The sequence below is a fragment of the Sphingomonas sp. GC_Shp_6 genome (genome assembly GCF_026540835.1).
Classification (GTDB): Bacteria; Pseudomonadota; Alphaproteobacteria; order Sphingomonadales; family Sphingomonadaceae; genus Sphingomonas.
The window spans coordinates 86,956-99,813 of record NZ_JALNUO010000013.1 but is presented as its reverse complement, the minus strand read 5'-3'; the positions used below and the strand labels follow the sequence as shown (position 1 = coordinate 99,813).

18 protein-coding genes and 1 pseudogene are annotated in these 12,858 nt (G+C 63.7%); 10 read left to right on the top strand and 9 right to left on the bottom strand.

The window, feature by feature from the left end:
* The first annotated feature begins 117 nt into the window (after positions 1-117).
* On the top strand, positions 118-336 hold the full coding sequence (locus tag OXQ95_RS14460) for a hypothetical protein (protein WP_262827255.1): 219 nt from the start codon (positions 118-120) through the stop codon (positions 334-336).
* A 208-nt stretch (positions 337-544) separates the two neighbouring features.
* On the opposite strand, the gene OXQ95_RS14455 is transcribed toward OXQ95_RS14460, so the two are convergent.
* Positions 545-970 (bottom strand): MerR family DNA-binding protein, encoded by a 426-nt coding sequence (locus OXQ95_RS14455; RefSeq protein WP_262827254.1) that lies wholly within the window; start codon positions 968-970, stop codon positions 545-547.
* A gap of 69 nt (positions 971-1,039) precedes the next feature.
* Here OXQ95_RS14455 and OXQ95_RS14450 point away from each other — a divergent pair, with 69 nt between their 5' ends.
* The 3 genes from OXQ95_RS14450 to OXQ95_RS18750 are packed head-to-tail and all read left to right on the top strand — an operon-like array spanning position 1,040 to position 1,952.
* On the top strand, positions 1,040-1,414 hold the full coding sequence (locus OXQ95_RS14450; protein ID WP_262827253.1) for a mercuric transporter MerT family protein: 375 nt from the start codon (positions 1,040-1,042) through the stop codon (positions 1,412-1,414).
* Positions 1,415-1,422: 8 nt separating this feature from the next.
* Complete coding sequence (locus OXQ95_RS14445; RefSeq protein ID WP_133192460.1) at positions 1,423-1,707, top strand: cation transporter; 285 nt, start codon at positions 1,423-1,425, stop codon at positions 1,705-1,707.
* Positions 1,704-1,952 (top strand): GDCCVxC domain-containing (seleno)protein, encoded by a 249-nt coding sequence (locus OXQ95_RS18750; RefSeq protein WP_276589107.1) that lies wholly within the window; start codon positions 1,704-1,706, stop codon positions 1,950-1,952. Before OXQ95_RS14445 ends, OXQ95_RS18750 begins: the two co-directional genes overlap by 4 nt.
* A 289-nt stretch (positions 1,953-2,241) precedes the next feature.
* Here OXQ95_RS18750 and OXQ95_RS14440 read toward each other — a convergent pair whose 3' ends face one another.
* Positions 2,242-2,550 carry a hypothetical protein gene (locus OXQ95_RS14440; protein WP_262827252.1) on the bottom strand — a complete coding sequence of 103 codons (309 nt, stop codon included), beginning with the start codon at positions 2,548-2,550 and terminating at the stop codon, positions 2,242-2,244.
* A gap of 530 nt (positions 2,551-3,080) precedes the next feature.
* Between OXQ95_RS14440 and OXQ95_RS14435 the strand changes: the two genes are divergently transcribed.
* On the top strand, positions 3,081-3,347 hold the full coding sequence (locus OXQ95_RS14435) for an Abi family protein (RefSeq protein ID WP_262827251.1): 267 nt from the start codon (positions 3,081-3,083) through the stop codon (positions 3,345-3,347).
* Positions 3,348-3,785: 438 nt separating this feature from the next.
* On the opposite strand, the pseudogene arsH reads toward OXQ95_RS14435, so the two are convergent.
* From arsH to OXQ95_RS14405, 6 genes and pseudogenes are all read right to left on the bottom strand, one after another.
* Positions 3,786-4,532 (bottom strand): annotated as a pseudogene (gene arsH, locus OXQ95_RS14430) (arsenical resistance protein ArsH).
* Positions 4,532-4,945, bottom strand: coding sequence for an arsenic resistance N-acetyltransferase ArsN2 (gene arsN2 / locus OXQ95_RS14425; protein ID WP_346731930.1), 414 nt, complete (start codon positions 4,943-4,945; stop codon positions 4,532-4,534). Before arsN2 ends, arsH begins: the two are co-directional and overlap by 1 nt.
* A 17-nt stretch (positions 4,946-4,962) precedes the next feature.
* Positions 4,963-6,249, bottom strand: a complete 1,287-nt coding sequence (locus OXQ95_RS14420) for an arsenic transporter (protein WP_267382085.1) — start codon at positions 6,247-6,249, stop codon at positions 4,963-4,965.
* Positions 6,249-6,677, bottom strand: coding sequence for an arsenate reductase (glutaredoxin) (gene arsC / locus OXQ95_RS14415; protein ID WP_267382084.1), 429 nt, complete (start codon positions 6,675-6,677; stop codon positions 6,249-6,251). The genes OXQ95_RS14420 and arsC overlap by 1 nt, the downstream gene beginning before the upstream one ends.
* A gap of 11 nt (positions 6,678-6,688) precedes the next feature.
* A complete protein-coding gene (locus OXQ95_RS14410) occupies positions 6,689-7,021 on the bottom strand; it encodes a metalloregulator ArsR/SmtB family transcription factor (RefSeq protein ID WP_267382095.1) in 333 nt (110 codons plus the stop codon).
* Positions 7,022-7,169: 148 nt separating this feature from the next.
* Positions 7,170-7,439, bottom strand: coding sequence for a metal-sensing transcriptional repressor (locus OXQ95_RS14405; protein ID WP_267382083.1), 270 nt, complete (start codon positions 7,437-7,439; stop codon positions 7,170-7,172).
* Between the two features lie 142 nt (positions 7,440-7,581).
* Here OXQ95_RS14405 and OXQ95_RS14400 point away from each other — a divergent pair, with 142 nt between their 5' ends.
* Positions 7,582-8,715 (top strand): nickel/cobalt efflux transporter, encoded by a 1,134-nt coding sequence (locus tag OXQ95_RS14400; RefSeq protein WP_276589106.1) that lies wholly within the window; start codon positions 7,582-7,584, stop codon positions 8,713-8,715.
* A 151-nt stretch (positions 8,716-8,866) separates the two neighbouring features.
* On the opposite strand, the gene OXQ95_RS14395 is transcribed toward OXQ95_RS14400, so the two are convergent.
* The gene (locus OXQ95_RS14395) at positions 8,867-9,271 is read right to left on the bottom strand and encodes a helix-turn-helix domain-containing protein (protein WP_267382082.1); all 405 of its coding nucleotides are present in this window, start codon (positions 9,269-9,271) and stop codon (positions 8,867-8,869) included.
* Between the two features lie 69 nt (positions 9,272-9,340).
* On the opposite strand from OXQ95_RS14395, the gene OXQ95_RS14390 reads away from it, so the two are divergent.
* From OXQ95_RS14390 to OXQ95_RS14375, 4 genes are all read left to right on the top strand, one after another.
* Positions 9,341-10,003 carry a cation transporter gene (locus tag OXQ95_RS14390; RefSeq protein ID WP_267382093.1) on the top strand — a complete coding sequence of 221 codons (663 nt, stop codon included), beginning with the start codon at positions 9,341-9,343 and terminating at the stop codon, positions 10,001-10,003.
* 19 nt (positions 10,004-10,022) lie between these two features.
* On the top strand, positions 10,023-10,355 hold the full coding sequence (locus tag OXQ95_RS14385; protein ID WP_267382080.1) for a hypothetical protein: 333 nt from the start codon (positions 10,023-10,025) through the stop codon (positions 10,353-10,355).
* A gap of 65 nt (positions 10,356-10,420) precedes the next feature.
* Positions 10,421-11,686 (top strand): TolC family protein, encoded by a 1,266-nt coding sequence (locus OXQ95_RS14380; RefSeq protein WP_267382079.1) that lies wholly within the window; start codon positions 10,421-10,423, stop codon positions 11,684-11,686.
* Complete coding sequence (locus tag OXQ95_RS14375) at positions 11,683-12,855, top strand: efflux RND transporter periplasmic adaptor subunit (protein WP_267382078.1); 1,173 nt, start codon at positions 11,683-11,685, stop codon at positions 12,853-12,855. Before OXQ95_RS14380 ends, OXQ95_RS14375 begins: the two co-directional genes overlap by 4 nt.
* Positions 12,856-12,858 lie beyond the last annotated feature (3 nt).

The window sequence follows — 12,858 nt, the reverse complement described above, 5'->3', positions numbered from 1 at the left end:
ATGCTGTAGGAAAAAAGCGATTTGCAGCGCGAGTGCGTGTAGATTGAATTCCTGGTAGAGGAGGTGTGCCACGTGGCACACCTATCTTCAGCGCGAGCGACGAAGTATATTTGAGCTATGGCCAGGGCGCAGCCTACCTCAACCAGCACTTCGGTTCGTGACCCGAAAACAGGTCGTTTTCAGACCGTGCGCGGCGTCGGTGCGCTCAACGGCCGCCTGAAATTGGAAAAGGGCGTTGATCTTACCAAACCGATCGCGCCTCAGGTGCTGAAGGGCGGCGGATCCCTGAAGAATGCTGCTCAGAACCTGAAGAGACGCCTTGTCGCTAACGAATAGCAGACTTTGGCCAGCGGGCGACAATGCCGAAGGGATGCGCGCTTGGAACAAGCGCTTAGTCGACGGGACCTCCGCTTCAGGCCACACCCCGCCGGCACGCCTCGGAACTTCGATAAATTGCTGCCCTCACGGTTGACGATCGCTAGGCTGATGCGGGCTGCCCTGACCGGGCAGGCGTTAGGCACGTCGCGGCACTATTTAGAACAGGTCATTGACCCTCCGGTCCGGCCTGTAATGCCTCAAGGATGGGGCAGCCCAGGCCGTCTTCGCCGTGCTCACACTGCGCAGAGATCGCGACCAACGTCTTCTCCAATCGCGCCAAATCGCGCAGCTTGGCGCGCACGTCGGCTAGATGACGCTGCGTGAGCGCATTGGCTTCGCCGCAGGCCTCGGAACCAGATCCGCCTAGACTCAGGAGCCCTCGCAGCTCGTCAATCGAGAAGCCGAGTTGACGACCGCGTAGGATAAACGCGAGTTGCGCCTCGTCGTCGGCCGAATAGAGCCTGTGCCCAGACGCTGTTCGATCCGGCGCGTCGAGCAGCCCGATTTTCTCGTAGTGACGCACGGTCTCGATGTTGCATCCGAACCGCCGGGCAACGTCGCCACGCTTCCTGGACCGTCCCGCAATCACCATTAAAATACCTCTTGAACCTGTAGTCACTACAGACCCTATAGTCTTTTCATACAAGGATCGGAACCTGGAATGGATCGACCATCAACATCCGGCAGCCTGAGTGATCGCCGTGCCGGCTGGCTCGCCGCAGGCGGCATCGCAGGCGCGCTGCTTGCGTCGTCCTGCTGCTTGCTGCCTCTTAGTCTCGTCCTGATCGGCGTCAGCGGTGCGTGGATCGGCAATCTTGCTGTGCTCGAGCCCTACACCCCGCTGTTCGCGGTCGTGACGTTGGGGCTGATCACAGTAGGTCTCTGGCACGCCTATCACGGGCAGCCAAACAGATGCGCTGAAGGGGCCTGCGCAAGCATCCGTCGCCGGACGCTCACCCGGACAGTGCTCTGGCTCGGTGCCGTGCTGGTCATTCTCGCGCTTACCACTCGGTGGTGGGCACCCGTTTTCTACTAGGAATCCCGATGAACCGACATCTCGTGCTCACACTCGCTGCGTTCTGCCTGCCCTCAGCGGCCATCGCCGCCCCTGAACGAAGCGTCACGTTTGCGGTCAGCAATCTCACATGCCCGACCTGCCCGATCGCGGTGAAGGCGGCGATGGGACGCGTGCCCGGCGTCACCCACGTTACTGTGGATTTCTCGACCAAGATCGCGACAGTGAATTACGACCCGGCGCGCGCGACGCCTGCAGGGATCGCGGCGGCCTCGACCAAGGTCGGTTATCCCGCACGGATTGCGACACGATGAGCCGGGGGGCTGACGCGACGGCGATCGAACCAAGATCGACGATTACCTGTCCGAAGTGCGGACACGTGGAAACCGAGACGATGCCGACGAATGCGTGCCAATTTTTCTACGACTGCAAGGGTTGTGCCGCAGTGCTCCGGCCGAACGCTGGTGATTGCTGCGTCTACTGTTCGTTTGCCGACATCCCATGCCCGCCCATTCAGGAGGCTCGGCTGACCGGGGGCGTGGCGAGTTGCTGCGGCTAGAGTCGCGAAATGAAATCTTCAAGCGCCGGGAATGATCTGCGCGTGGAGTGGCACTCCTCGAGAGCAGATAAACCAAGGGCCGCCTTTTTTGGGCGGCCCCAGTCTGTTAGTACCCTCTCGGGAAACGGACACGCCCGATAAGCCGCCGCAGGTTCACTCTATATATATAAGGGCAGCGGAGAAGAAAACCGCAATACCTGCCTTACGGCGTTCCCGTGGGACTGATCGCAAGGGCGTTTGTGCTTATCTTGGGTTTCACGAACTTGGCGGCTTGCTTTGAGCGCAGGCGTCAACCCGCCGCCCTGAAGGTACCATCGACGAAGCTGCCTCGCTCGACCTTACCGTTGAGCCTGCGGATCATCACTTCGGGATTGTCGCTGTCGAGCGAATAGAGGGGCACGTCCTTCTTGGCGTAAAGCCGAACGCCGGCTTTGGCCAAACGTCCCGTTACCCGCTCGAGCGCTTGCGTGCTGGCCTTCACGTTGTGCTGGACCACCGCCTCGGAAGGCGCGGGTGCAGTCACCGTCACGCTTCCGAAGCGGGTCTTGCGCCTTCTCACCTTGGGGTTGCCAAGCTGAATTATCGCGTGGGTCGCCATATCCTACCCTCCTGCGGCAAGGTTAAATCGTTATCTCAAGATAACGCCTGTGGCCTCTCTCCGCTACAGCCGGTCGCGCGATCGCCGTCGATATCAAAGCGCGTTCTACAATCGCAGCCGAATGGCGCCCAGCAAACGTTGCAGGTGTGCCACGTGGCACACTCTCTCTCAGATCATGCCTGCATGGCGCCACGGACCGCGTTGATCACTGCGACTTAATTGGCCGATCAGCAGCGCATCTTCGGGTCGCGATGTCCAAGTCGTTCCGGCGACGTTGAGTTGCAGGAGCGCGGTCATCCCCCGAAGAAAGCTAGATAACTCCCTGACCGGCTTTCAAATCCTATTTGAACCCTCATGCATCCAGGCCTATATCGGACGCAACATGGCCCTCCCCTCTGTTGCCGCTGGCATCAAGGGGCGGCCTTCTCCGTATCTGGGCCGGATGCTTGCGCCCTATACCACGCCCTCTCCTTAGTTTCGCCGATCAGATCGCGCTTCTCAAACCGCGCGGCTTGGTCGTGCCGATATGAATGGCAGTCGAGGCATGGAATTTCGAGACCTTGTCCTGGTTGCTCGAGATGGCGCATCCCAACGATCGTGCCGCCACCGGCAAGCGCTACGGCCTTCTTCCCAACACGCTGGTGAGCTGGATCAAGACGCTCGCGTTCGTGCGCAACATCAGCGCGCATCATGCCCGTCTGTGGAACGCAGGCATCATTAGCCGTTGGAGCGCAAGCCGTTCGAGGCACCGCAGCTCGTGCATATTGATGGCGATCTGGAGCGGCGCACGCGTGTAAATGGTGTCGTGGCCGTGGCCAGCTGCTTCGTCAGGCGGATCAATCCCGGGACATTCTGGCCGTCCCGCATGAAGGCGCACTGGCAAGCGTTCCCTACGATGCCGTTCGCAAGTCTCTTCCAAAGCGGTTTCTTGGCCGGCTGGGACGCAGAAGCGATCTGGCCTGATTTAAGGGGCTTGCGGCACGACTCCGCCGGAGCCGGCTTTATCGGCACGTTTCTGCCAACCGAGCCACCGCACCGGCGTCTCAGCCCTGACGGATGACGATCCTCCCGTGAGGTGTGCCACGTGGCACACCTATCGCCCCGCGCGCATGCGCGGCACTGAGCCCGTCATGCGCCGCACCCCGCCCCGGAGGCCCGCCAGCGCAGGGACCACCAAGCGGCTGCTCGCCGAGCGTCGTCAGCTTTGACGTCGACTAGCGCTGAAATCTGTCAGGCTATCCTTGGGGGGCGGTCGCAACGCTCGACAGATCCGTCGCCGTGTCGATCGGCACGCCGGCTTCCTTCCGTTCCGAGTAGCGATCGACGAGCTGGACCGCATGAGGGCGCAGCAGCACCGTGAACCGCACCAGTTCCTCCATCACGTCGACGATCCGGTCATAGTAGCTGGACGGTTTCATGCGCCCGGCATCGTCGAACTCGTTGAACGTCTTGGCGACGCTCGACTGGTTCGGGATCGTGACCATCCTCATCCAGCGGCCCAGCACGCGCAGCGTGTTGACGCTGTTGAACGACTGCGACCCCGCCGACACCTGCATGACTGCCAGCGTGCGCCCCTGGGTCGGTCGCATCCTGCCCATCGACAGCGGCAGATGATCGATCTGCAGCTTCATGATACCCGTAATCTGGCCGTGCCGTTCGGGGCTGCACCACACCTGTCCTTCCGACCATAGCGACAACTCTCGCAGTTCGTGGACAGCCGGATGATCGTCGCCGGCGTGTTGGTCAGGGAGCGGCAGGGTGGAAGGATCGAAGATGCGCGTTTCACACCCGAAGAAGCGGAGCAGGCGCGCCGCTTCTTCGACGCACAGCCGGGAAAAGGACCGTTCGCGTAAGCTACCTTAGAGCAACAGGATACGCGGCGCGGGATCGAGCGATCCGAGCCCCAGGGCCGGCCGCTGGATGGCATAGGCAGGATCAAGCGCCGGCAAGGTGTCGGGATCGTGGAGCGTGCGGAGCGGCATCAGAGAGCTTTCACGAGATAGGCGGCCGATGCGGGGCACAGCGCGGTAAACTCGCGCGGTGCGGCGACGGCTTGGGGAGCGGCACCGCGATCGGCGTCGGCATAGCCTAGCGCTCGGAAGAACGGTGCAACCGTTGTCGTCAGCAGATGCAGGCGCTCCACACGGAGGTTGCGGGCCTGTTGTTCGAGGGAGGCGACCAACGCCTGCCCCAGGCCATGCCCGCGGCGATCGGCGAGGATGACAATCGAGCGGAGCAGGCGGTCGGCCCCCTCCCCCTCGAGGCCGCCATAACCGACGAGGCTATCCGCCTCGAACCGGAAGAACACGCGGCCAGGATCGGCAAGATCGGCGCTCGGCAGGTTCGCGGCGTCGAGACACCATGCCAACCCGGCGAGCTCGCCCGGATCGAGCAACGAGGCTGCCATTCTCGTCACGCGACGCTGATCCTGATCGCGAGCGCCGCCAGCGTAATGAGCAGCACCGGCACCGTCAGCGTGACACCGACCCGGAAGTAATAGCCCCATCCGATCCGCACGCCCTTTTGGCCAAGAACATGAAGCCACAGAAGAGTCGCAAGCGAGCCGATCGGCGTCAGCTTGGGACCGAGATCGCAGCCGATGACGTTGGCATAGATCATCGCTTCCTTCACCGCCCCCGTGGCATGGGCCGCGTCGATCGACAGCGCGCCCACCAGCACGGTCGGCATGTTGTTCATCACCGACGACAGGACGGCCGCGATCACGCCTGTGCCGAATGCGGCGCCCCACACGCCGCCTTGAGCGGTGCGATCGAGCAGCACCGCCAGATGGTCGGTCAGGCCCGCGTTTCGCAGTCCGTAGACGACCAGGTACATGCCGAGAGAAAAGATCACGACCTGCCACGGCGCGCCGCGCAGCACCTTGCCGGTCTGGATCACTTGGCCCCGCGCCGCGATTACCAGCAGGAGGATCGCGCCGGCAGCGGCGACGGCGCTGACCGGCACGCCAAACGGTTCGAGCAGGAAGAAGCCGGCGAGCAACAGCGCCAACACGATCCATCCGGCGCGGAAGGTCGCGACGTCACGGATCGCTTCGCGGGGCGCGCGCAGCGCGCCTGCGTCATAGTTGTCTGGGAGGTCGCGCCGGAAGAAAAGCAGCAGCGCGCCCAGCGTTGCGGCGATCGACACCAGATCGACCGGCACCATCACGGACGCATATGTGCCGAAGCCGATCTTGAAGAAGTCGGCCGACACGATGTTGACGAGGTTCGACACGACCAGTGGCAGGCTGGCCGTGTCGGCGATGAACCCGGCCGCCATGACGAACGCCAGCGTCGCCTTGTCCTTGAAGCCCAGCGCCCTCAGCATGGCGATGACGATCGGCGTCAGGATCAGCGCCGCGCCATCGTTGGCGAACAGCGCGGACACCGCCGCGCCGAGCAGCACGATCAGAACGAACAGCCGGCGACCATGCCCCCTCCCCCAGCGCGCGACATGCAGCGCCGCCCATTCGAAGAAACCGGCTTCATCGAGCAGCAGGCTTATGACGATAATTGCAACGAACGCAGCCGTCGCGTTCCAGACGATGCCCCACACTACCGGCACGTCGGACAGCGTGACTACGCCCGCAAGCAGCGCCACGATGGCACCACCCATCGCGCTCCACCCGATGCCGAGGCCCTTGGGTTGCCAAATGACGAGCGCGATCGTGGCGACGAAGATCAGGACGGCAAGGAGCATCAGGCGACGCGCTGTCCCGCGGCTTCGACCACCTGTTGTCCGTCTTCCTTCGCGAATGCGCCGAGCTGATCGTCCGGCAGCAGATCGAGCACGGCTTCGGACGGCCGGCAGAGCTTTACGCCGAGCGGCGAAACGACCAGCGGCCGGTTGATAAGGACCGGATGCGCCATCATTGCGTCGACCAGCGCATCATCGGACAGCGACGTGTCGCCCAAGCCCAACTCCGCATAGGGCGTGCCCTTCTCGCGCAGCAGCTCGCGGGGCGTGATCCCGGCGCGCTCGATCAGCTCGACCAGCAACGCGCGCGAGGGCGGGGTTTTCAGATACTCCACGACATGCGGCTCGATGCCGGCATTGCGGATCAGGCCAAGGGTGTTGCGCGACGTGCCGCATTCGGGGTTGTGATAGACGACGATATCGACGGCCAAGGGGCGTCCTTTCAGCAGCAAGGGGTAAGCTCGGCGATCAGCGGAGCGCACAGTTCCGCATTGCCGGCGCAGCAATCCTTGACGAGGAACAGCGTGAGCGCGCGCAGGCCGTCGAGATCGGCACGGTAGATGATCGAGCGGCTATGCCGTTCGGATCGTACCAGTCCGCCACGGGCCAGAATGCCGAGGTGTGCGGACATGGTATTTTGCGGCACGTCGAGCTGGCGGGCAATTTCGCCCGCCGCCAAGCCATCCGGCTCGTGGCGCACCAACAGGCGAAACACGTCTAGACGTGTACCTTGTGCGAGCGCACCGAGTGCGGAGATTGCCGATTCGTTTTCCATATATCCAGCATAGCGGATATCAACGGCAGTGAAAGTGTTTGCCGTGACATTCGGCACGAGCCGCTACCGGCGATGCAGGGGAATCATCGAAGCTGCAGAAGGACGAGATCGCTGGTGGTGGTGACGTTCGGCTTCGTTTTGAGCCGTGTCACCAATATTTCGAGATTGCTCTAAACTGTTCCACCGCGGCCTTGGTCCCTTCGCCCTCATCCGCGTGGACAAGGCAATGATCGATATGGTCGTTGATCAGCGCGCGCTTGGCGCTGGCGATCGCATTTTCGACCGCCTGAAGCTGCTGCGCGATGTCGACGCACGGGCGCTCCTCCTCGATCATGCTGACGATGCTCCGAAGGTGGCCGTTCGCACGGTTCAGGCGCTTGATGATCGCAGGATGATTGGAATGATCGCTGTGGGCCATGTCACCCCATGTAGGACATTCCTTGAACGATTGTCGAGCATCCCCCCAGGGGGATATACTATATCCCCCTGGGGGGATATAGGAGGCCGACCTCGGCACCCAGGCACAGCTATCGTTTGGGTGTTTTGAAACATCGGGAAGCATGATGACCTCGTTTGCAGACCTTATTCAGCAGGGCAGTACGAACCTATGGCTGTTCATTCCGAGCGCGTTACTGCTGGGCGCGTTGCATGGTTTGGAGCCCGGTCATTCCAAGACGATGATGGCCGCGTTCATTATCGCGGTGCGCGGCACGGTTGGCCAAGCCGTGTTGCTCGGTCTTTGCGCGGCCTTGTCGCATACTGCGATCGTTTGGGGGATTGCGCTCGGCGGACAGTATCTTGGCCGCGGCATCAACACCGAGACGACCGAGCCTTACCTATTGCTTGGTTCCGCGGTTATGGTGCTCGGCATCGGCCTCTGGATGGTCTGGCGCACGCGTGCGGACCAGAAGGCGGAGGCCGCGCACGATCACCATCATCATCACGGCGAGGATGAGGTCCGCTCAATCGATACCGGCCACGGCATGATGCGTCTCGAAATCTTCGAGGACGGCGTACCGCCTCGCTGGCGCGCGCACTTCGGCAAGGGCGGTTGGAAGGCGGATGACGTGACCGTCACCACGACCCGCGACGAGGGACGGTCGCAGACCTTCCGCTTCGTCGATCGTGGCGATTTCCTTGAGAGCGTCGAAGAAATACCGGAGCCGCACGCGTTCGCGGCACGGGTGTCGCTCGGGCATGGCGGTCATAGCCACGACTACGATCTCACATTCGCCGAACACGAACACGAACATGACCACGCAGCGCCGAGCGATGGCCTCAAGGTTTTAGGCGACAACGCCTACATGGACGCGCACGAGCGCGCCCATGCCTCCGACATCAGTCGCCGTTTCGCCGACCGGAAGGTGACGACCGGCCAGATCGCGCTGTTTGGCCTCACGGGCGGGCTTATCCCCTGCCCCGCAGCCGTCACCGTTCTCCTGCTCTGCCTCCAACTCAAGCGCCTCTCGCTTGGTGTCGTTTTGGTCAGCGCGTTCAGCGTCGGCTTGGCGGTGACGATGGTCAGCGCCGGTGTGATCGCCGCGCTCAGCGTCAACCAGATCCAAAAGCGCTGGTCCGGCTTCGGCGATTTCGCGCGCAAGGCACCGTACGCATCGGCCGGCCGTATGCTCGTAATCGCCGGCTATATGGCCTATTCCGGTCTAAGTGGTCTCAGCCGTATTGGTGCGATCTAATAAGCTCAACCGAGTGCCGCAGGCGTGACGACCAGTGGCCGATTGCGAGGACCGGGTGCGCCATTAGCGATCGTCGGAAACGACGTGTTGCCTGGGCCCCGCCCCGCATAGGGCGTTGTCTTTTCGCGGAGCAGTAGCGGTCGGTGCTTGCCTAGACGGTCGGCGCCAAGGCTTCGATGATCCGGCAATCAGCAACGGTGTTGCGGCTACAGGAATCGATCAGCGTATCCAGTTCGCCTGCCAGAGCCGTCAGGTCGGCGATCTTGCGCGTAATGGCGTCGCGGTGTTGGTTGGCAATAACGTCGACGGCCATGCAGGATTGGTCGCGCCGATCGGCAAGCCCCATCAATTCCCGCACTTGGTCAATCGAGAATCCTAGATCCCGCGCGCGTCGAATGAATGACAGGCGACGAAGATGCGCGGTGTCATACGTCCGGTAGTTCGCTGCCGATCGCGCGGGAGCCGGGAGCAGACCGATCTGCTCATAATAGCGGATCGTCTCGACCTTGGTGCCGGTTGCGCCGGCCAGCTTCCCAATCGTCAGTTTTTCGGACATGGCGCTTGACCCTCTAGCGACTAGAGGGTGCATATAGGCTGCCAGATCGATTCTATCGAGGTGGCGAACATGGCCTGTACGAGTTGCGCGTCCGACAAGACGGGCACCTTCAACGACCCAAAATGGCGGCGTGCGCTTTGGATTGCGCTTGCGATCAACGGCACCATGTTCGGAGTTGAAATCGTCGCCGGCATCACAGGCGGCTCGAAGGCGCTTCAGGCCGACGCCCTCGATTTCTTCGGCGATACGGCGAACTACGCGATCAGTCTGGGCGTCGCAGGTATGGCCCTCGCCTGGCGCGCCCGCGCGGCGGTCCTGAAAGGTGCGACTCTTGCGCTACTTGGTCTCTATGTTCTGATCGCGGCAGGATGGGCGGCGGTTCACGGAACTGTGCCGCATGCCGAGATGATGGGCATCGTCGGCATCGTGGCTTTGATCGCGAACCTCGTGGTGGCAGTGATGCTCTACCGCTTCCGCAGCGGTGATGCGAACATGCGATCAGTCTGGATTTGCTCGCGCAACGACGCGATCGGCAACATCGCCGTCGTCCTGGCCGCATGCGGCGTGTTCGGCCTGAACAGTGCGTGGCCCGACCTTGTTGTCGCAGCGCTGATGGCGACGCTGGGACTGGCTGGCGGCTTCCAGATCATGCGACAGGCCCGTTCCGAGTTGCGGTCTTACCCGCGATCCGCGCCCGCCGATTTCCAAGGATCATTACATGGCAATCGGTAAGCTGCTACGAGCCGGGCCGATGCAGCGCCTGTCCGCTTTCTTCCTCTGTCTGATGCTCGCGCTGTCGCTCGGGTTTGGATCGGTCGCGCACGCGGCCGAGGGGCCGGCCGTGGAAGTATCTGCCTCTACGTCGATCGGCCATGCCAATGGCGATGGCGACCAGGTGCCGGCGGACAGCCAGAAGGGCTATCCCCATCATCATGGCGGATGCCATGGCCATGATATCGGCGTTCCGATGGCATCTGATGCAGTCGCATCCGCTACGGATCTGCGCGTAATGCCCTCAGTTTGGAACAATGGTCCGATGACGATGGCGCCGTCGGACCCGGCGCTGCGACCTCCCCAAGCCTGACCGACGTATAAGCTCCGCCCGGCAAACCCGCGCGGATTCCAGTGTTTGTCAGGAGATCCTTACCCATGCAGCGTTTAATCGCGGCCCTATTGGCCGTGGCGTCGTGCGCGTCGATCGCGCAGGCGCAATCCTCCGAACCGATATCGACCGGTCCAACTCTTACGCTCGAACAGGCGCTGGCGCTCGCCGGGGCGACCGCGCCGGCGCTAGACGCGGCGACGGCCGGGGTCCGGGCGGCAGAGGCGGGTCGCACCGTTGCGGGCTATCGCCCCAACCCCTCGATCGTCGCGGAAACCGAAAACGTCGCGGGCAGCGGCCAATATCGCGGGGTGCGCAGCGCTGAGACAACGGCAGGCCTGGCGTTCCCTATCGAGCTTGGGGGCAAGCGGTCCGCACGGATCGCAGTCGCCGACGCGCTCGGTAGCCGCGCCCGGATCGGCTCTGCCTTGGCCGAAGCCGATCTACGGCTTGCCGTCACGCAACTCTACATCGAAGCGACGGCCGCCGACCGTCGCCTCGTCACGGCGCGTGAGCAGGCCGGCATCGCCCGGGAAGCGCTGCGCGCAGCCGGCGTCCGCGTGCAGGCGGGGCGGGCGTCGCCCCTCGAACAGCAGCGAGCCGACGTGCTGCGCATCAATGCCGAAACCGCCGTCGAGCGCGCGCAGCGTCTCGCAGACGTCACACGCGAGAACCTGACGCGCCGCATCGGCCAACCCGTCACCGGCGCCCTCGATATGGCGTGGTTTGATCGCGTCGAGGGCTATGGTCCGGCGCAGCCGATTGCGACCGCTGGTACGCTTGCTTTTGCCGCCGCGCGCGCGGACGCGACCACAGCCGAAGCACAGGTGCGGCTCGCACGCTCCCAGCGCGTCCCCGACGTGACGCTTAGCGCCAGCGCGCGTCGTCTCGAGGCGACCAACGACGTCGCGGCAGTATTCGGGGTGTCGATCCCCTTCCCCGTCTTCAACAACGGGAAGGCGGCCGTTGCCCAGGCCCGCGCCCAGAGCGATCAGGCGCAGGCGTTTCGACGTGTAGCCGAGCTGGATACAGCACAGGATATCGCACGCGCCCAAGTCGAGGTGGCGAATGCGGCCACGTCCGCCCGCAATGCGAGCGGACCGGCGCTCGCGTCGGCAACCGAGGCCGCGCGGATCGCCCGGATCGGCTACCGCGAAGGCAAGTTCGGCCAGCTCGACCTTCTCGATGCCGAGCGGACCTTGTCCGAAACGCGAACCGCCGCGATCGACGCGCTCGCCACCTATCATGACGCGAAGGCACGCCTCCAACGGCTCGTAGCCGCCGCGCCCTCGTTCGAGGACACCAATCAATGACGAAGATCATCATCCGGGCGCTTGCACCCGTGACCCTTGCTCTCATCCTTGCGGGCTGCGGTAGTGGCGCCAGCAACGGCGAAGCCGGCGAGAAAGCCGGAGCTGAAAAGACGGAGAAAACCGAAGCCGGCGAAACCAAGGAAGCGGCCAAGGATGTCGTCACCTTATCCGCGCCGCAGATCGCGGATGCCGGGATCGAAGTAACGCGCCCGACCGTGGGCGGCGAAGCCGGCGCGATCGAGCTGTCCGCGACGATCGAAGGCGATCCACAGGGCGTACAGGTCGTGTCGGCCTCGGTCGGAGGGCGCCTCGTCTCGCTCACCCGCAATCTCGGCCAATCCGTCAGCCGCGGCGATCCGCTCGCGATTATCGAGAGCCGGGAAGCAGCATCGCTCAAGGCCGAAGTCGAGGCAGCGCGCGCACGTGCCGCCCTCGCCGGGTCCAACCTGCGCCGCGAACAGCGCCTGTTCGCCGAGCGCGTCTCGCCCGAACAGGATCTTGTCGCCGCGCGGACCGCTGCGACGGAAGCCGGTATCGCACTGCGCCTGGCGCAACAGCAGTTGTCTGCGACCGGGAGCGGGGGCGGTGCGCTTAACCGCATTGCGGTGCGCTCTCCGATCGGCGGTCAGGTCATCGCACGGTCCGCCACGCTCGGGCAGACGGTCGCGGCCGACGCCGAACTGTTCCGCGTCGCCAATCTTTCGAAAGTCACCGTCACAACGTCGCTGGTGCCGAATGATGCAGGCCGGGTGAAGCCCGGCGCGCGCGTCGAGGTCACGGCCCCCGGTCGGCGTCAGGAGGGTCGGGTGACGTTTGTCTCGCCCGTGCTGGACGAGACGACCCGGCTGGTGCCTGTGATCGCGACGCTCGATAACGCCGGCAGCACCTGGCGGGTCGGCGAGACGGTCAACGTGTCGATCCTCGTGCCTTCAGGCGGCGACCGCACCGTCGCCGTGCCTTCGGCCGCGGTGCAAATGATCGAGGACAAGTCGTTCGTTTTCGTCCGGACCCCGACAGGATTCCGCGCGATGCCCGTGACATTGGGCCGGACCAACGGTGGTCAGGTCGTAGTGACATCGGGCCTCACCGGCTCCGAGCGGATCGCCTCCACCAACAGCTTCACGCTCAAGGCCGAACTCGGCAAAAGTGCAGCCAAGGACGAGGACTGAGCC